This is a genomic window from Pseudoflavonifractor intestinihominis (genome assembly GCF_040096055.1).
GTDB lineage: Bacteria > Bacillota > Clostridia > Oscillospirales > Oscillospiraceae > Pseudoflavonifractor > Pseudoflavonifractor intestinihominis.
In genome coordinates this window covers 1-18,458 of record NZ_JBBMFK010000003.1, presented here as the reverse complement: position 1 = coordinate 18,458, position 18,458 = coordinate 1, and the positions used below count along the sequence as shown (strand labels likewise).

Here is an 18,458-nt window from a genome sequence, read left to right as displayed (position 1 = left end):
CGGTGCTGACCCCGGCCCGATTTTTGTGTCCCAAGTTGGGACAGATTTTCTATACTTTGCTTTACGTCCCAAGTCGGGACGTATTTTTTTGCCCCTTTTTCATTTTAGACTTTATCAAATATGGAGGTAATGCTTATATGACCATGAAAAAACGCGCCCGTTCCGCATTGGCCCTGCTGCTGGCCGTGGTACTCTGCATCGGCATGGTGCCCACCGCCTTTGCCGCCCAGCAGGACAGTTACCACGATCCCGCTGAGAACTGGCAGGAGGCCAACAACCGCACCAACGAACTGGACGCCAATGCCACCGTGACCCACGAAACCTTTAACTGCAAGGTCTGCAAGCAGCAGACTTCCTTTATCGTGTTCCGCACCCCCGAATATACAAAGGATGGTGCAACAGCCATGAGCCGCAATGTCAAGTATTCGGACGGCACCATGGTAGACGGCGAGGGTAAAGGTTCTATTCTGGACGGCGTGCCCGGAGAGGACAGCACCTATACAGGATTTCACTGGACGAAAGCCGTGTGTGAAACCTGCGGGAGCATCAACACCAATATGGCCAAGACGGACTACGGCTACCTGAAGAATGTCTACTGGCTCTACGATTGCGCCAACAATTTCTTTGAGGAACTGCCGGAAACACAGACCATTGAGCAAGCGGACAGCGAGTATCACCGCGTCATCACCACCAGCGGCGAGTATTGCGGATTCTGCTACGGCACCTTCAAGGAGGAAAATTCCACGTTGGAGCGCCACCACATGGAGAACGCCATCCGACCCGAACTGGCCCATGACCGCTTTGTGGAGATGGATACCTGCGCGGACTGCGGCTATGCCGAAACTGCTTATACCGCTGCCAAGGCCGTCATTGCGGATTACTTCGGTGTGGTGGACGGCCAGCCCCACACGGTCACGGTGTCCGACTTGTCTGAGGCAGGCGTGACCACCGCCATCCGCTACGGCCACAGCGCGGACGCCTGCACCCTGACTTCCGCCCCCAACTACACCGAGGCCGGGGACTATCCCGTGTACTACGAGATCACCTATACGTTCAAGAACACCGACATGGTGGAGGATGGTGTGGCGTATGTCCACCTGCGGGACGAAACCACCGCCGAGGATGGTTCCTGTACCTGCGGCTGCGGCAATCCCGACTGCGGCTGTCAGGACCCGGACTGTGACGGCTGCTGCTGTGAGGACAAGGGCTGCGGCGAGAACCACAACTGGACGCTGCTGGATAGCGTAGACCCCACCTGCCTGACCCTCGGCTATGACCGCTACCTGTGTGTGGACTGCGGCATGATTGAAAAGCGGGACTATGAGGCCGCGCTGGGCCACGCTTATCAGAGTGTGGTCATCCGGGGCGCCACCTGTGAAGTCCCTGGCAAGACCATTGATATTTGTGAGCGATGCGGCAGCGTCAAGGAAACCGACCTGCCCCAGACCGAGCATGAGTTCTCCACTACCGTCATTTCGGCCACCTGTACCAGCCCTGGCTACACCCTGCGGGAGTGTACCGTCTGCGGGGAGCGGCATATCGAGGACATTACCTCTGCACTGCCCCACAACTATGTTTCCAAAGTGACCCCAGCCACCTGTGAGGGCGGCGGGCGTACCCTCCATATCTGCGAGGGCTGCGGCAGTTCGTTCATTACCGACTACACCGACCCGCTGGGGCATAGTTGGGACGAGGGCAAGGAGATCACCGGGGCCACCTGCACCGGCGAGGGCATGACCGAGTACACCTGCATCCGCTGTGGAGCCACCCGCCTGGAGGGCGACGAGGCCGCGGGCCATATCCCCGGCGACCCGGCCACCTGTACCGAACCTCAACTCTGCACCCGCTGCGGGGCTGTTATTGAGAACGCTTTGGGCCATGACTATGAAACTGTTGTGACCGAGCCGACCTGTACAGAGATGGGCTACACCACCTACACCTGCACCCGCTGCGGCGACGCCTACAAGGGCGACTACACCGAGGCGGCAGGCCATAAGCCCGGCGACTGGATCGTGGACAAGGAGCCTACCACCGACAGCGAGGGGAGCAAGCATAAAGAGTGCGAGGTCTGCGGCGAAACGCTGGAAACCGAGGAAATCGAAAAGATCTATAATCAGGCCACCACGGACAGCAAGGGCGAGGCCGTTGTGGGCGGCTATCTGGTGATCGTCACGGATACCGACACCAAGGACCCCGTTGCCAACGCCACCGTCACCCTCCATGCGGACGATACCCTGTCTGTCCGCCTCCCCAACAGCCGGATTTTGGACTATGCCGACCAGACCACGATTACCGTCCAACTGGTGAAAGACAAGTCCCCTGTGGCGGACCTGTTCATCGCCGTGACGGACAAGCACGACAACTACTGCGAGGACACCACCGATGCCAGCGGCCAGATCACCGTCCCCGGCACCACCGGCACGACCAATGAGGACGGCGATGCCACCGTGGGCTGGGAGGACGAGGACGGCGACCGCTGGACGTTGACCGTCACTGTGGAGGACTACGAAACCGGACGCCCCATCGAGGACGCGGAGGTGTCCATCGGCAAAGGCGGCAACATCACCGTCACCCTGCCGGACGGCACCGATATGGATGAGGACAACCGCATCACCGTTACTGTCACAGACAATGAGCGCGACCCCCAGGAGGGTGTGACGGTTATCGTCAAGGGTGATCTGGGCCAGAGTGAGCGCGGCGAAACCGACGAGGACGGCAAACTGACCGTCCCCGCCGTCACGGAAACCGAGTACCACGGGGCCTATATTTATGGCTACACAGACGGCACCTTCGGCCCGGAGCGCAGCATGAGCCGGAGCGAGGCTGCGGCCATCTTTGCCCGTCTGCTTTCTGACAAGTTGGATGAGCGCATCCCCAGCGGAAATAATGTGAAGTTTACGGATGTGGACCCGGACGCCTGGTATGCGGGCTATGTGGAGTACCTGACCGGCTACGGCGTGGCCGTGGGCTACAATGACCGCACCTACCGGGGCGACAAGGCCATTACCCGCGCCGAGTTCACCGCTATGGCGGCGCGGTTCTTTGATGTGTACGGCGATGGGGCCGAGGAAATCATGGAACAGTACGAGGGCTTTGACGATGTGAGCGACGGCTATTGGGCTGCTGAGTATATCAAGGACGCCGCCATCCACGGCTGGGTGGAAGGCTACGGCGACGGCACCTTCCGGGCAGATGACCCCATTGACCGGGCGGAAGTCGTCACCATCGTCAACCGCCTGCTGGGCCGCGAGGCCGACGAGGACTACATTGCGGACAACCGCCGCAAGCTGGTGACATTCCCCGACGTGTCCTCCCGCCATTGGGCCTATTATCAGGTGCTTGAGGCCGCCAACGCCCACACCGCCATCCTCACCGACCCCGAAACCTGGGAGAAATAAGTAGATAAATCCCTGTGCGGCAATGTGTCCCAAGTTGGGACGCATTGCCGCACTTACATTCTCAACCGTAAGGAGGGACGCTTATCGAGTATCAAGCAGTACGCAGCACCCGGGAGATCGCCAAGAGCATCGCCTACTATTTGGAAATGTCCGACCCGGAAAACTACCCTCCCAGTGACCGGGCGAGAACAGTCCGGGCGGTCAACAATATTTTGCAGGGGGCCTCCACCCGCACCACGGATGATTTGCTGGCAGAGCTGGCGGAAAAGGGCGGCGATTACTACGCCGGAGAGATCGAGGGCGTGAAGAAGGACATTTTGGCCTTTCAGGCACAGAAACTTCTCATCGGCCAGCCCTATACCAAGACCAGCGGCAGGCAGTATCACTACAAACTGTTTGAGCGGGACGGCCATCCGCCGCTGAAGGTCGTCAACCAGCGGCTCTTTGACTGGGCCGCAAAGGGCGGTTTTCCACCGGGCTTTTTTGAAAATACCTATTTTGACCATGTGACCATCTACTGTATGCCGGACTACACGCATTGTTTGGATTCTGTTTTTCAGGAGTGTAACTTTGCCGTGTGCCGGATGGTAGGCACACACTTTGAAGATGCCAGCCTTTACAGCAGCGAATTTCATTCCTGCTGCCTGTCCGGGGCAATTTTCAGCGACAGCACACTGGCAAATACCCATTTCTATGACTGTGTGCAGCACCGGGGCGGCTTTATCCGGTCACGGCTGAGGCGCTGCAACACCTTAGACGCCCTGATGACTGGGGTAACATTTGCAGAATCCACGCTGGACGGCTGTTCCTTTGACCGCGTGCAGGCAAACCGGATACGGGGCCTGCATACCGCCACCATTACCCAGAGCGGAGCCACCGAAGAAGAGTGCCGCCACAACCGGGAGGCCATCTACAAGGCCCTGCGGCCGGAGGACTACCCCCAAGGACCAGACCGGCGCCCGCCAGAGCCGGAGCGGTGAGGGGGCGGATGGTTGCGCCAGAAGAAAGACTTCAAGAGCGCCCTGCCTATGTGGGCGCTGCTGACCATCCCTGTTCTGTGGCTGGCCGCTGTGGCGGCTTATGCCTACGAGGACGGCATGACCGTCTTTGACTGGATGGGCCGCTTTTCCACGGCAGTCCAGCGCCCCTTTGCTATCCACTGGACGCCCCACACCCCCAAATTCCTGCTGGGCGGGCTGGTACTATATGTTTTTGCAATCACTCTGTACTACTCCACCCAGCAGAACCGCCGCCCCGGTGAAGAACACGGCTCCGCCGCATGGGGCGACGTGCGGGCGCTGGACCGGAAATACCGGGACTGCAAGCACCCGGACAGGAACGTGATCTTGACCCAACACCTGCAAATGGGCCTGAATGGGAAACAGCACCGCCGGAACCTGCTGCAAATCATCATCGGCGGCAGCGGCGCAGGTAAGACCCGCTTTCTGGTCAAGCCCAACGTCATGCTGGCCAACGCCTCCTACATCGTGACCGACCCCAAGGGCGAGATCGTCCGGGCGGTGGGGCCGCTGCTGCTGAAACGGGGCTACGTCCTGCGGGTGTTCGATCTGGTAGACCCCAGCCATTCCGACTGCTACAACCCGTTTCGCTATATCCGCAAGGACGCCGACGTGTTCCGGCTGATCGACAACCTCATTAAGAACACCACCCCCAAGAACGCCGCCAACTCTGACCCGTTTTGGGAGAAGTCCGAAACCGCGCTGGACAGCGCCCTCATGCTTTATCTGCTCCACGAGGCCCCGCCGGAGGAACAGACCATGGAGATGATTTTGACCATGATCGAGTATGGCGGGGCCAAGGAGGACGACGACGATTACAAGTCTGCCTTAGACCTGCTGTTTGAGGCGCTGGAGGAAGAACAGCCGGACCACATCGCGGTGCGGGAGTACCACATCTTCAAGCAGGCCGCTGGAAAAACCGCCCGCTCTATTCTGGTGAGCGCTGCTGTGCGGCTGTCCGTGTTCACCCTCCATGAAGTGCAGGACATTACCGCCCGGGACACGCTGGCGCTGGAGAAGTTGGGCGAGCGCAAACAGGCCATCTTCTGTGTTATCCCGGACAGCAACGACAACTCCCTCAACTTCCTCGTGGGGATGCTCTACACACAGGCATTTCAGGAGCTTTACTATCAGGCGGACAAGGTGCATGGGGGTAGCCTGCCTGTCCCGGTGCGGCTCATGTTCGACGAATTTGCCAACGTTTCTTTGCCGGACGGCTACGCCCGCTTACAGGCAACCATGAGGTCGAGAAACCTCATGGCAACCATCATCCTGCAAAACATCTCGCAGTTGAAGGCGCTGTTCAAGGACGATTGGGAGGGCATCATCGGCAATGCGGACAGCCTTGTGTATTTGGGCGGCAATGAAAAGGAGTCCCACAAGTACATCTCCGAGCTGCTGGGGAAAGAAACCATTGATACCACGACCTCCAGCCGCAGCCGGGGCCGCAACGGCTCCTACTCCCAGAACTTCCAGCAGACGGGCCGGGAACTCTTGACCCCCGACGAAGTGCGGATGCTGGATAATAACAAAGCCATCGTCCTGATCCGGGGCGAGCGCCCCATCATTGACGACAAGTACGACATTCTAAAGCACCCCAACATCAAGGAAACCGAGGACGGCGGGGCCGCGCCCTATGTCCACAGCCCCACCTGCCTGTATGCCGTGGAGGACCTCAGTTTTCCCGTTACCTCGCTTGCCGATGTGGAGATCATCGGCGCATCTGAATCTGACGAAATGGAGGAATCACATGAACAAACATCCTGATAAAATCCATCATCACGTCAAGGCCCGCCGCCTCATGGCGGCATGGGCGGCGCTGGTGCTGGCCGTCTGCGTCTTTACGGTCCCGGCGCTGGCCGCGGACGACCCGTTGCAGATCGTCAACAACCTCTCTGACTTTATCTTCTCCTGCATCAAGGCCATTGGCATCATCATCCTCGGCTGGGGCGTGGTGCAGGTAGGCATGAGCGTCCAGAGCCATGACGCCAGCCAGCGCAGCCAGGGCTTTCTCTGCCTGTTCGGCGGCCTGCTCATCGCCTTTGCGAAAGAAATTTTGACCGCCATCGGCGTGGTGTAAGCCCATGCGAAAATATAACAAAATCTTATCCTGCGAAAAAACAGAATTTGGCTATTGGCGCGTGATTATTCAGACGCCAAACGATCAAATCCATATCCGGCAGTATAGCGGTTATCCCAAGAAGGCAGTCTTGTACCGTGCACGGCGTACTGACTTTGACGGAGAGGCGGGATTGTTTTTTAACCAGCCTGAGCGGCGTCACAGCAAAGAGAGGTGAACGGATGATTGAGTGACAACTGGGTAGTCGGCAATCTGGAAAACGCCCTCAGCACATGGAATGAAAAGTTAGGCGAACTGTGGACGCTGCTGACGCAGACTCCGCAGAACTTCAAGGGCGGCAACATTTGGGACGTGATTGTAGACATAAACAGCGCCGTGCAGGGCATTGGGTATGGCCTGCTGGTGCTGTTTTTCGCTATGGGCGTGTTCCAGTCCGCCGCCTCTTTCCGGGAGATCCAGCGGCCCGAATATGCCCTGCGGCACTTTATCCGCTTTGCCGCCGCCAAGGTGGCGGTAGGCTACGGCATGGAGATCATGACCGATATCTTCTCTATCTGTGGCGGCATTGTGCAGACTGTCATGGGTAATATGGGCGGCGCGGTGACGCAGGCTGCGACCCTGCCAAGCGAGATTGTGGACGCCATCGAGAGCGTGGGCTTTTTACAGTCCATCCCCCTCTGGCTGGTGTCCTTTCTTGGCTCCATCCTCGTCACCATCCTGTCCTTTGTGCTGATCCTGACGGTGTATGGCCGATTTTTCCGCCTGTACATCTACACGGCCCTGTCCCCGCTACCTATGGCCTCCTTTGCCGGAGAGGGGACTTCCAGCATGGGCAAGGCGTTTATCAAGTCCTATGTGGGCGTGTGTATGGAGGGGGCGGTCATCATCCTTGCCTGCCTCATTTACTCGGCCTTCCTCTCCACCAGCGCCCCGGCGGTGGACGTGACTCTGCCTGCGGTAACAATGGCGTGGCAGTACATCGGGCAGCTGGTGTTCAATATGCTGGTGCTCACCGCCCTTGTGAAAGGCGCGGAGCGTATCGTCCGGGAGATGTTTGGCCTGTAATCTGTCCCAAGTTGGGACGCAAAAAGAGGACGGCGGGCTTTTGGCCCGCCGTTTCCCTTTATCTGTCATACCAGTAATCCTCATATTCCTCTGTTCCCGGTTCCAGCTCCGCCTCCCACTGGGGCGCGGGCGTCTGGCTGTAACACCCGCCGGGGCCGTACAGGGGCTTTGCCCTTGCCAGCAGGTCCCCCAGCATCGCCCGCTCCTCCTGCCTGTGCCGGTAGAGCCGCAGGCCCCAGTAGGCGATGGGATACAGCAGGAGCAGGGCCGCGATGCCGTAGTAGGCAAACGGCTGTTCCGCTCTCCATGCCGGGAAAAGTGTAGCGGCCCCGCACAGGTAGACCATCAGGGGGAGCAGCTTTGCCATTGCCAGCAGCTTTACCAGCACAAGAAACAGGAACAGTTGGAACAGGCACCACAAAATCACTTGCGCGTCACGCATACAATTAACCTCCTTAAAATGTTCAGAAATCATTGGAACTTACAGTGTTTTCTTACACTTATATTATCTCATAGTAGGAAAACACTGTCAAATTTCCCAAAATCCAAACCTGAAAGGAAGATGCGATTGGAAATTAAAATCCCCAAGGAAGTACGCCAGCACAAGGAAACGATTTTCTTTGGCCTCTCCGCCCGGCAATTCCTCTGCGCCCTCTTCGCCGTGGGGATCGCTGTGGCCGTCTATCTGAGCCTGAGCGAAACCATCGGCAAAGAAACCGCCAGCTGGGCCTGCATCCTGTCCGCCGCGCCGGTGGCTGTGGCGGGCTTTTTCAACTACAACGGCCTGACGCTGGAGCAATTCGCGTGGGCTTTTCTCAAATCCGAGGTGCTCTGTGCAGGGAACCGGGTATTCAAGGCGGAAAACATCTACTACAAAGCCCTCGGCAGAAAGGAGGGCGCGGACTTTGATTAAGACCCTCCTGCTGGCAAACAAGGCGGAGCGGGACACCTTCTTTATCCCCCGCAGCGTCCAGCAGTCCATCCCCATCAAACGCATCTACAAGGACGGGATCTGGCTGGTTGGGCGCAAGCACAGCAAGACGTGGCGCTTTGCGGACATCAACTACGAGGCCGCCTCAGACGATGACCGCCGCGCCATCTTCCTCTCCTACTGCGGCGTGCTGAACTCCCTGCCTACGGACGCCGCCGCCAAAATCACCATCTGCAACCGCAGGCTGAATTTTGAGGTTTTCCAGCGTACCGTCCTAATGAAAGAGAAGGGCGACAAGCTGGACGAGTACCGCCGGGAGTCCAATCAAATCCTGATGGACAAGATGGCCCAGAGCAACAATCTGGTGCAGGACAAGTTTATCACCCTGTCCATCCCCCAGCGGAAAATTGAGGACTCCCGCGCCTACTTCCGCCGGGTGGAGGGCGACCTTGCCAAGAGCTTTGGGCGGCTGGACTCTGGCGCGCGGGCCATCTCCAATTATGACCGCCTGCGTATCCTCCACGACTTTTTCCGCCCCGGCGAGGAACAGTATTTCACCTTTGACAAGAGCGAAACCATCCGTAAGGGGATGGATTTCCGCGACCTCATCTGTCCGGACAGCTTTTCCTTTAAGGCCGGATACTTTGAGATGGGCGGCAAGGTTGGCCGGGTGCTGTTCCTCAAAGACCTGGCATCGTTCCTCAAGGACGATATGATTGCCGAGCTGTCTGACTTCTCCCGCAGCCTCATGCTCTCCATCGACATTCTCCCCATCCCCACGGACGAGGCGGTGAAGGAGATCCAGAGCCGTATTCTGGCCGTGGAAACCGACGTGACCCGGTGGCAGCAAAAGCAGAACTCCAACAACAACTTTTCCGCTGTGGTTCCCTATGAGCTGGAGCAGATGCGGAATGAATCCAAGGGATTTTTAGACGACCTCACCACCCGGGACCAGCGCATGATGTTCGCCGTCGTTACCATCGTCCACATCGCGGACACGCTGGAGCAGCTGGAGGCCGACACGGAAACCCTGATGGCCATTGGCCGCAACCACCTGTGCCAATTTTCCATCCTCCGCTACCAGCAGGAGGACGGTTTGAACACGGTGCTGCCCTATGGCCTGCGGCGCATCAAGGCCCTGCGCACCCTTACCACCGAGAGCACCGCTGTTTTCATGCCCTTCCGGGCGCAGGAGATCCAAGACCCCGGCGGGCTGTATTACGGCATCAACGCCGTGTCCAAGAACCCCCTCATCTGTGACCGCAAGCGGCTCATCTCTCCCCATGCCTTTATGCTGGGGGTATCCGGCTCCGGTAAGTCCATGGGAATGAAAGGCACCATTGCCAACATCGCCATGGGGACAGACGACGATATTATCATCATCGACGCCGAGCGTGAGTATGGCCCCATTGCCGAGGCGCTGGGCGGCGAGGTGATCGAGATTTCCCCCAACAGCCGCCACCACATCAACCCGCTGGATATGGGGGACGGCTACGGCGACGGCGAGAACCCCATCGCCATGAAGTCCGAGGTGCTCATGAGCATCATCGAGCAGCAGATGGGGGCCGGGACGCTGGGCGGCGCGCAGAAGTCCATCATTGACCGCTGTACCTCCAACATCCTGCGGCCCTATCTGAAGAATGGGGGCAATGGCCCCGCGCCCCTCCTGACTGACTGGCGGCAGGACGTACTGAACCAGCCGGAGGAGGCGGCGCAGGAGATCGCGCTGGCATCGGAAATCATCGTGGAGGGCACCCTCAACGTGTTCGCCCACCCCACCAATGTCAATATGGACAACCGGATCATCGTCATTGATCTGTACGAGATGGGCGAGCAGTTGCGGCCCACTGGGCTTGTGGTGACGCTGGAGGCCATACAGAACCGTGTTGCCTCCAACCGGAAGAAGGGCAAATACACATGGGTCTTTATCGACGAGGTGTACCTGTTCTTCAAATACTTCTACTCCGCCCAATTCCTCTACAAAGCGTGGAAACGCTTTCGCAAGTATGCCGCGCCGATGACTGCCGCCACGCAGAATGTGGAAGAATGTCTGCGTTCCGAAACCGCCCGCCTGATGTTCGCCAACAGCGAGTTTTTGGTGCTTTATAACCAAGCGGCCACAGACCGGGCGGAGCTTGCCAAGCTGCTGCATATCTCCGATACGCAGATGGGATACATCACCAACTCCGCCCCCGGCTGCGGCCTCATCCGCATGGGCGGTTCCATCGTGCCTTTTACCAACACCATCCCCAAGGACACCGCCCTCTACCGCCTTATGTCCACTACCCCCGGCGACGGGGCCAACGGCTGAATTGCGTCCCAAGTTGGGACAGATTAAGGGAGGTGTACTGTGCGGGATCTAAAAGAGAAACCAAACCAGCCGAAAGTAAAGTCCCATGTGTTCAAGGAGCGCGTCAAATCCATCCGGCGCGCCGTCACCGGGCGCATGGGGAAACTGATGAAGGACCGCTATCGGAGAGAGCAGGCCAAGGAAAGGCAGGCGCAGGAACCAAACGCCGCTGTGTCCGCCGAGGAACAGGTAGAGCAGTACACCGGGGAATCCATCTCCACCGTCCGCTCTTCTGCTGGCCGGGGGCTGGACAAGGCCCGCCGCACCATTCGCCAGCGGCAGGAGGCCAAGGCCAGCCGCGCCAATATGGGACAGGCTGAACCGCCCCCGGATGGGATGGAGCCGGCGCCGCCCCAGCCGGGCGAACGGATGAAACAGGAGGCCATCAAGGAGAAGAAAGCGGAAGCTATCAAGGGCAGAGGCGGCGACCCGGAGGGGACGCCGCCCTTTGCATCTTCGGACAACAGGATCGGACAGCCCCGGAAATCCTCTGCCCCTGTTAATTCGGGCCATCTCCGCCGCGCTGATGCCCCCAGCAATACGGACAATCTGCCTGCTGTCCGGGGCAAGCCGCAGACGGCCATCAAGGAGCGGCCCCGCGGCAATGCCCCGGCCATCAAGACCCGGCAGGCAGCAGCGGCCAGGCGTGGGAATACCGCCAAGGCCGCGGCAGAAAAAGCCGCCTCCGGTACAGCGCCCAAGGCTGCAAAGGCCACAAAAGCCGCTGCAAAGACGGCGGCAAAAAAGGCCGTGGGCCAGACGGCACAGGTGCGGGCGCGGCAACTCGCTGTCCAGCGGGCCAAGAAGGCCGCGCAGGCCACGGCCAATCTGGGAAAGAAGGCGGCGCAGGCAGTCGTCCATGCGGCGACGGCCCTTGTCAGTGCTCTTGTGGGGCTGGTGGGCGGCGCTGTCCTCCTGCTGGCCCTGTGCGTGATTATGCTGGTGGCCGCTGTGGTATCGTCCCCCTTTGGTATCTTCTTTGCCGACCAGCAGAAGGAACCGGACGCTGTTTCCCCAAATGCGGCCATCGCACAGATCAACGTGGAGTACACGGAGAAACTGGCGGATTTGCAGGCGGGCAACTATGACAGTATCCAGATCCACGGCCAGCCCCCGGACTGGCGGGAAGTCCTTGCTGTTTTCGCCTGCAAGACGGCCTCCGCAGAGGATGGCGTGGACGTTGCTACCCTTGACCCTGACCGGGTGGAGCGCCTGCGGCAAGTGTTTTGGGATATGACCGCTATCACCACCGAGGAAGAAACCGTGGAGGTCGAGGACGGCGACGAAACCATCCTCCATATCACCATCGAGGCCAAAACTGCCGATGATATGCGGTCAGTCTACCAATTTACCGACTACCAGAACGAAGCATTGGATGCCTTGCTGGAAGAAATGGAACTGCTGGGCGGCCTGCTGGGGGACTTGTCCATTACACAAGCGGATGCCGTGGCCCTGCTGGAGAACCTGCCCGATAACCTGTCCCCGGAGCGGAAAGCCGTGATCCAGCACGCCTTGATGCTGGTTGGCAAGGTCAATTACTTCTGGGGCGGCAAGAGCCTTGTGCTGGGCTGGGACTCCCGCTGGGGGACCACCATGCAGGTGACAGCGGCAGGCAGCAGCAGTACCGGCACCTACCGCCCCTACGGGATGGATTGCAGCGGCTTTGTGGACTGGGTATTCTACAACTACAACGCCACAGGCGGCGAGTACATCATAGGCCACGGGGGCGGAGCCTCTGCACAGCACAGCTACTGCACCGCGATTACATGGGACGAGGCGATCCCCGGCGATTTGGTATTCTATCCCGAGGACTCCCATGTGGGCATTGTGGGCGGCAGGGACGAAAATGGAAACCTGCTCATTATCCACTGTGCCAGCGGAGCCAACAATGTGGTGATTACCGGCGTGGACGGTTTTACTTCCATTGGCAGGCCAGTCTACTTCACCGAATAGGAATTGCGTCCCGAGTTGGGACAGATTAAATCCCCGTATCCGCAGAGGACTTCTGCGGGTACGGGGATTTTTGCGTTTTGCAGGTATTTTTATTACCATATTCCCATGGAGGAAAACTGCTATGCTTTTATGGGAACCGCTGCGAATACTGAGTTTTGGAGCCGGTACGCCCAGCACTACTCTGGCCCTGATGGCCTGTCAGAACAAATTGGAGGGCCGGGCGGTCTATCCGCTGGTGCCGGTATATGATATTGTCCTGTTCTGCGATCTGCACGCGGAGCCGAGTTGGGTCTATCGGCAGGCAGATTTTGTGGCGAACACCTGCGCCCGGGCCGGAATCATCTTCAAGGTGCTGGACGCCGACCTGTATCGGGACTTTACAGAGAATTTTGGCCGGGGCCGGGTATCCAGCATCCCGTTCTGGAGTATCCATAGTGAGAGCAGAAAGAAAGGGAAAATGCCCAGGCAATGCACCTGTGACTACAAGATAAAAGTGATGGAGCGGTATATCCGCTATGAACTGCTGCGCTACCGGCCCCGGGAGCGGACGAGGCCCTATGATGACCACACCCATGAGATGCACATGGGAATCATGTGGGAGGAACGGCGCAGAGCCAAGGAAAGCCGCCAGCGCCTCTTTACAAATCGCTATCCGCTGGTGGAAATGGGCTGGACGCGGGCAGACTGCTTTGCTTACAACAAAGATGTATGGGGGCTGGAAACATGGGCCAGTGCGTGTGTGTTCTGCCCGTTCCATACCGGCTATTTCTTTCGATACCTTCAGGAGAACGAGCCGGAGAGTTTTACAAAGGCCGCACTGGTGGATGACCTGCTGGAGTATAACGAGGCCCGGCCTCCGCTCCAGAGCAAACTGTATCTGACAAGATGCCATAAGCGGCTGAAAGATTTGACTGTGGCTGATTGCAGGGATATGCGGACTTTTGATTATTGCGGTCAACCAGTTTGGAATGGCTTTTGAACAATGCGTCCCAACTTGGGACGCATTACTTTTTCGGTACAATAGCGGTATCTGCTAAACAAGGAGGACACCGCTTTGCGAACCAAAAACCACACCCTGACCGCCGCCCTGATCCGCCGCTATGCCGACTACCTGCGGGAACAGGAGCGCAGCACCGCCACCATACAGAAGTACACCCACGACCTTTCCGCCCTGCTGGAATACCTGCAAGGCGGGGCACTGACCAAGGCCCTGCTGATTGGCTGGAAAGAGGCATTGGCCGCTGACCACGCCCCGGCCACCGTCAATTCCATGCTGGTTGCAGTCAACGGCTTTCTCCGCTTTATGGGCTGGCACGCCCTGACCGTGCGCCTGCTGAAGATCCAGCGGCCCCTGTTCCGGGAGGAACAGCGGGAACTGTCCAAGGCTGAGTATGCCCGGCTGGTGAACGCCGCGCAGCGGGCAGGCAACGAGCGCCTTGCCCTGATTTTGCAGACCATCTGCGCCACCGGCATCCGGGTTTCCGAACTGCGTTTTATCTCCGCCGAGGCCGTTCGCTCAGGCCGGGCGGAGGTCAGCAACAAGGGTAAGCGCCGCACCGTCTTTCTCCCGGACCGGCTGCGCCGCCTGCTGAAAACCTACCTCAAAAAACAAAAAATCACCGCCGGAGCGGTGTTTGTGACCCGGACGGGCAGGCCGTTAGATCGCTCGAATATCTGGCGGGCCATGAAAGCACTCTGTGAGAGCGCCGGGGTGGAGCCGTCCAAGGTATTCCCCCACAATCTGCGGCACCTTTTCGCCCGGGCTTATTACGCGCTGGAAAAGGATTTGGCCCGGCTGGCTGACATTCTGGGCCACTCCAGCGTTAATACTACCCGCATTTATACCATGGAGAGCGGGGCCGTCCACGCCCAGCAGATCAGCCGCATGGGGCTGGTGATTACATAGTTTTCGTTCTGTTGTAAGGCAATGTCCTCACCGTCTATACCCAGTGAAATCTAAGTCCTGTTTTGGCACGACAAAGTAGGCGGAGAGAAAATCATCGTTTCTCCGCCTGTTTGTCCTGCACAGAATTTCCTCGAAAGTTCGTGAAACGCTTGATTATGTAGGGAGAAGTTGGTATAGTTGACGTGTAAAATAGATAAGTTACAACAGAACGAAAAGTATGTGGTCAATACATAGGAGGTAAACATATGGTAGCGAAATATGTAATCAACAAAGGAACAAGAAAATTACACGCAGTCACCTGCCGGACAGTAAAAGACTCCGTTGGTTATTCAGCGGGCAGCGACTTGAATACCTTACTTGAAGAAACTGACAGTAAAATATCATGCTGCAAGGTTTGCCTGAAAGATGATGAAAAGGCGCAGGCGTTTGTGGAGGCCCACAACCGGAAAATTAAGAAGTCATGATAAATCCAAATGATCTTCGCAACTCCCTACAAAACTTAAATCCGCTGCCTATGTGTTGCTGGGACTGTTCCTGCTGTGTCTGTTAGCCCTTGCGGCCAACCTGCTCTGGTCGCTGTGGAAGTGGCTGGACTGGAAGTGGTGTGAGTGGTCTGCGGACTACTCGCTGTTCTACCGGGTTTGCCGTGTGAAGTATGGAATCATGGACAGTGGGGATCTGACCTCGGAGGAAAATCAACAGCACGTTCAGGAAGTAGCACGAGGATATAAGCGGTTTTCTCATTGCAGCATAGAGCAACTGGGCCGGGTCTTAGACCGGCAAAGGCTAAAATATGATGCCCTGCAACGAAAGAAAGATGAATAACTTATCAAGTTAAAGATTAGGAGAAATGATATGAAGAATTTTTTCCAAACGTTCAAGAGAAATTTCTCTCTGCTCCACTTTTTTTTGATCGATGTTTCTCCCTTTTTTTTATCGGCGTTCATTGCCGGCGCGATTACTTCATCGATATTTGGAGGCGTAGCTTTTGGATTTGGCGTTATACTCATACTTGAGGTTTTATTGACACGTTCATGTCAAAAAGGTGAGGCTATTCAGCTCAGTCAAAGAAAAGAGGACTTTTGGAATGCCTGCAAAGAGTTTGGTATTGTAGATCGCTCGGCATTGAATTCACCTGAAAAACAACAGCGGCTTAAACTTTTAGCGTCAAAATATCATTTTGACCATTTGAGTGCCGATGAATTGTTGCAAATGGTATTGGAAAAATCTTCCGAAAAAGAACAGAAAGCACAAGAAGAAGAGCAAAAAGCCATTGAACTTTGCAAAGCAAAAGAACAAGCTACTTTTCAAAAACTTACGCAATATGCCTGTCTGCATGGAGCTGAAAAACCGATTACAATGCTGAATGATATAGCAGATTCTCTGAAGAAATCCGTTCAAGGTGAAAGAGTTATTGCAACAAAAAAGGAATCAGATGGAGCCATTATGGCCGGTGTGGCATCTGGCATTGGTGGAGTGGTTCCTGCGATGATGTCTTTCTCTAATACTGAGCGGGTGAATCAGGAAATCCGGCAGCATAATGAGGCGGCAAAGGCAATTAACGCTATGACAGCACAGATAGTTGGAGAAACACACGCCCGCGCCAGAGAGTACCAAAAAGCAGCTGAACAAGTAAGCTTAAAACTCATTGCTGAATTGCCCCCTAAAAAATTGTTTCGCTTACTTACATTTCAAAACACAACAATAACTGTTTCAAAAACCGGGAGTATAGTTATATCAACTGAAGTGACTGCGGATGACAAATTCACGATATTCGATCATGTCCCTGCTTTTATTGATGGATCGGTTAAGGCAGAGATTTTCGACGGCGAACAAAAAATTGGAGAAACTACAATGGTCTTTCCCGCATTTGGTACTATATTTTATTATCTAAAAGAAAAACGTTATGATGACGGATTTCTCAGTATAAGTGGTATAAAAAAGGACTCTCAAAAGCCAGTAAAACTGGAGGGAATATGCCTGTTCTGTGGACAGCACGGGCATAAATACACGGTCAAATTTGCACCGGGCGATTTGTGGGCTATGGAGCGATAGTCGATTGTTACAACCGCAGGACGAGGCGGGACGGATCAAACCGTCCCGCCTTTTGCATACCCGTCTTTGCGAAATCTGTCCCAAGTTGGGACGTAATTTTTTGCTTGACCAGCGCGGGAAATGGCGGGCAACGCCGTAAAACATTTTCTTTTCAGAACTTTTGGCCGATTGTCGGGAATAAATCAAATCCGGCCCTGTTTCCACAGAGTAATAAGTGCCACAAGGAAAACCGCCAAACTGGAGGATGCACCAATGACAATGGAAGATTTTTACCTGTTCCATGAGGACAACTTCGATTCGTTCAGCAAGAAAACCATCAAGAAAGCCAGCGCCAATATCCGCCGGAAACTGGCCGCGCAGTCAGACCGGGAAACCGAGCTGTCTGTCCTGCCATTTCAGGACTTACAGAAACTATGCACCGAGGATACATACCAAGAGGACGAGGAAAGCGTGGTGTTCCATGTGCGGGGCCTGTCCGTCGTTGTCCATGATAGTGCGCTGGGACAAGCCCTGTTCGCCCTCCCGCCCAAGCGCCGGGATGTTGTGCTGCTATTTTACTTTGCTGAGCGGAACGAGCCGCAGATCGGGCGGCTGCTCAATCTGGACACGTCCACCATCAACCGCCGCCGCAGCGCGGCACTAAGCAACCTAAAGGCGATATTGGAGGCAATGGGCTATGGAGCGTAACCAACGGATCACCTATGAAACCATCTGCGCGGCCAAGCAGGGCGACGACGAGGCCATGATTGAGATTGTCCGGCATTATGAGCCGTATATCGCCCACTTCTCCAAGCGGCGGATGTACGACGAGTACGGCAACCCCCATGACGTTGTTGACGAGGAAATCAAAAACCTGATTATCTCGGAATATATGTCGGCGGTCTATTTCCACTATGACCACCACCGCCTCCCCAAAGGCGAAACGCTGGAACAGTAACCGCTTGCCATACTGCCAAAGCGCACCTTGCCGAGCAAGGCGCGCTTTCACAGGCTGACAAGCAGCCTACCGAAAATATCCCACAACTGAATAGGGCTATCAAATACGTTCCGTATGTGTCGAGCCGGGCGGCGGGTGCGCCAAGAGGATCTTCCCCGAAGGGAGGTGCAGGCCGGGAGGATAGAGCGAGCAACACCAGCGCCGCAAGCAGCCACAAGGCAAGGGCTGTCGGCCACGACACGCATACGGGTATGATGATACTTGCGCTGGCTACACGTCACAGAGTAGAGCGCCCCGCCACAAGAATGGGGGGAGGCACGTTAAATCCTATGGAGCGACCCTGCCCGTCGCCGTTTGAGATGCCTTTGACATACGATTGTGAACCTGAAAATCCGCACCGCTCAACGGTGCGGATTTTGTCGTATCAAAGGAGGCATCGGTTTTGCAAAGGATAAACGAAGATGTCACCATCTCTTCCGTGGACCATGAGCAGCACATTATCAATATGGTGGTCAAGGGCTGTCCAGTCACAGCAATCTGTTCCCCGCAGAACAACCCTGATATTTACGAGCAGATCAAGACGATTTTGGTGGGTGCCGTATTGAAAGCGCCGCAGCAAAATTTCCGCGAAATTGGACAAAACGGTTAAAATATGAGATAATATGAATGGGAAAACTCCCGTATGTACCTTGCTACGAAAATAAGTAGCGAGGGCGTGAACCTTGACAAACAGGCTTTCAACGCCTCATGAAAAACCATCGCAG

Annotated in this window: 16 protein-coding genes; 15 read left to right on the top strand and 1 reads right to left on the bottom strand. The window is 56.5% G+C overall.

The window, feature by feature from the left end; translation table 11 throughout:
* The first annotated feature begins 137 nt into the window (after positions 1 to 137).
* The 5 genes from WMO64_RS02410 to WMO64_RS02390 all read left to right on the top strand — a co-directional run bounded on the left by WMO64_RS02410 (position 138) and on the right by WMO64_RS02390 (position 7,562).
* Positions 138 to 3,398: an S-layer homology domain-containing protein gene (locus tag WMO64_RS02410; RefSeq protein ID WP_349230879.1), complete on the top strand. Its 3,261-nt coding sequence runs from the start codon at positions 138 to 140 to the stop codon at positions 3,396 to 3,398.
* Between the two features lie 146 nt (positions 3,399 to 3,544).
* Positions 3,545 to 4,378 (top strand): pentapeptide repeat-containing protein, encoded by an 834-nt coding sequence (locus WMO64_RS02405; RefSeq protein ID WP_349231001.1) that lies wholly within the window; start codon positions 3,545 to 3,547, stop codon positions 4,376 to 4,378.
* 12 nt (positions 4,379 to 4,390) lie between these two features.
* On the top strand, positions 4,391 to 6,184 hold the full coding sequence (locus tag WMO64_RS02400; protein WP_349230878.1) for a VirD4-like conjugal transfer protein, CD1115 family: 1,794 nt from the start codon (positions 4,391 to 4,393) through the stop codon (positions 6,182 to 6,184).
* A gap of 34 nt (positions 6,185 to 6,218) precedes the next feature.
* Positions 6,219 to 6,497, top strand: a complete 279-nt coding sequence (locus tag WMO64_RS02395) for a glutamyl-tRNA amidotransferase (protein ID WP_420874290.1) — start codon at positions 6,219 to 6,221, stop codon at positions 6,495 to 6,497.
* Between the two features lie 225 nt (positions 6,498 to 6,722).
* Positions 6,723 to 7,562 (top strand): VirB6/TrbL-like conjugal transfer protein, CD1112 family, encoded by an 840-nt coding sequence (locus WMO64_RS02390; protein ID WP_349230876.1) that lies wholly within the window; start codon positions 6,723 to 6,725, stop codon positions 7,560 to 7,562.
* A gap of 58 nt (positions 7,563 to 7,620) precedes the next feature.
* Here the strand turns inward: WMO64_RS02390 and WMO64_RS02385 are convergent, their stop codons facing one another.
* Positions 7,621 to 8,004: a hypothetical protein gene (locus tag WMO64_RS02385; RefSeq protein WP_349230875.1), complete on the bottom strand. Its 384-nt coding sequence runs from the start codon at positions 8,002 to 8,004 to the stop codon at positions 7,621 to 7,623.
* Positions 8,005 to 8,130: 126 nt separating this feature from the next.
* On the opposite strand from WMO64_RS02385, the gene WMO64_RS02380 reads away from it, so the two are divergent.
* From WMO64_RS02380 to WMO64_RS02335, 10 genes are all read left to right on the top strand, one after another.
* Complete coding sequence (locus WMO64_RS02380; RefSeq protein WP_204832619.1) at positions 8,131 to 8,475, top strand: PrgI family mobile element protein; 345 nt, start codon at positions 8,131 to 8,133, stop codon at positions 8,473 to 8,475.
* On the top strand, positions 8,468 to 10,804 hold the full coding sequence (locus WMO64_RS02375; RefSeq protein WP_349230874.1) for a VirB4-like conjugal transfer ATPase, CD1110 family: 2,337 nt from the start codon (positions 8,468 to 8,470) through the stop codon (positions 10,802 to 10,804). Before WMO64_RS02380 ends, WMO64_RS02375 begins: the two co-directional genes overlap by 8 nt.
* Before the next feature lie 39 nt (positions 10,805 to 10,843).
* A complete protein-coding gene (locus WMO64_RS02370) occupies positions 10,844 to 12,796 on the top strand; it encodes a C40 family peptidase (protein WP_349230873.1) in 1,953 nt (650 codons plus the stop codon).
* A 121-nt stretch (positions 12,797 to 12,917) separates the two neighbouring features.
* Complete coding sequence (locus WMO64_RS02365; RefSeq protein WP_349230872.1) at positions 12,918 to 13,775, top strand: hypothetical protein; 858 nt, start codon at positions 12,918 to 12,920, stop codon at positions 13,773 to 13,775.
* Positions 13,776 to 13,850: 75 nt separating this feature from the next.
* Entirely contained in the window at positions 13,851 to 14,702 is an 852-nt protein-coding gene (locus WMO64_RS02360) for a tyrosine-type recombinase/integrase (RefSeq protein WP_204832623.1), read from the top strand.
* A 245-nt stretch (positions 14,703 to 14,947) separates the two neighbouring features.
* Complete coding sequence (locus tag WMO64_RS02355; protein ID WP_204832625.1) at positions 14,948 to 15,166, top strand: hypothetical protein; 219 nt, start codon at positions 14,948 to 14,950, stop codon at positions 15,164 to 15,166.
* 391 nt (positions 15,167 to 15,557) lie between these two features.
* Complete coding sequence (locus tag WMO64_RS02350) at positions 15,558 to 16,757, top strand: hypothetical protein (protein WP_349230871.1); 1,200 nt, start codon at positions 15,558 to 15,560, stop codon at positions 16,755 to 16,757.
* A gap of 252 nt (positions 16,758 to 17,009) precedes the next feature.
* Complete coding sequence (locus WMO64_RS02345; protein ID WP_349230870.1) at positions 17,010 to 17,444, top strand: sigma factor-like helix-turn-helix DNA-binding protein; 435 nt, start codon at positions 17,010 to 17,012, stop codon at positions 17,442 to 17,444.
* Entirely contained in the window at positions 17,434 to 17,694 is a 261-nt protein-coding gene (locus tag WMO64_RS02340) for a helix-turn-helix domain-containing protein (protein WP_204832631.1), read from the top strand. The genes WMO64_RS02345 and WMO64_RS02340 overlap by 11 nt, the downstream gene beginning before the upstream one ends.
* Before the next feature lie 442 nt (positions 17,695 to 18,136).
* On the top strand, positions 18,137 to 18,343 hold the full coding sequence (locus WMO64_RS02335) for a hypothetical protein (RefSeq protein WP_349230869.1): 207 nt from the start codon (positions 18,137 to 18,139) through the stop codon (positions 18,341 to 18,343).
* The last annotated feature ends 115 nt before the right edge of the window (positions 18,344 to 18,458 follow it).

Bases quoted from the DNA above. Each gene is read 5' to 3' on its own strand.
- WMO64_RS02405 (WP_349231001.1), top strand. From the start codon at position 3,545: ATGTCCGACCCGGAAAACTACCCTCCCAGTGACCGGGCGAGAACAGTC.
- WMO64_RS02355 (WP_204832625.1), top strand. From the start codon at position 14,948: ATGGTAGCGAAATATGTAATCAACAAAGGAACAAGAAAATTACACGCA.
- WMO64_RS02340 (WP_204832631.1), top strand. From the start codon at position 17,434: ATGGAGCGTAACCAACGGATCACCTATGAAACCATCTGCGCGGCCAAG.
- WMO64_RS02365 (WP_349230872.1), top strand. From the start codon at position 12,918: ATGCTTTTATGGGAACCGCTGCGAATACTGAGTTTTGGAGCCGGTACG.
- WMO64_RS02385 (WP_349230875.1), bottom strand. From the start codon at position 8,004: ATGCGTGACGCGCAAGTGATTTTGTGGTGCCTGTTCCAACTGTTCCTG.
- WMO64_RS02345 (WP_349230870.1), top strand. From the start codon at position 17,010: ATGACAATGGAAGATTTTTACCTGTTCCATGAGGACAACTTCGATTCG.
- WMO64_RS02350 (WP_349230871.1), top strand. From the start codon at position 15,558: ATGAAGAATTTTTTCCAAACGTTCAAGAGAAATTTCTCTCTGCTCCAC.
- WMO64_RS02395 (WP_420874290.1), top strand. From the start codon at position 6,219: ATGGCGGCATGGGCGGCGCTGGTGCTGGCCGTCTGCGTCTTTACGGTC.
- WMO64_RS02410 (WP_349230879.1), top strand. From the start codon at position 138: ATGACCATGAAAAAACGCGCCCGTTCCGCATTGGCCCTGCTGCTGGCC.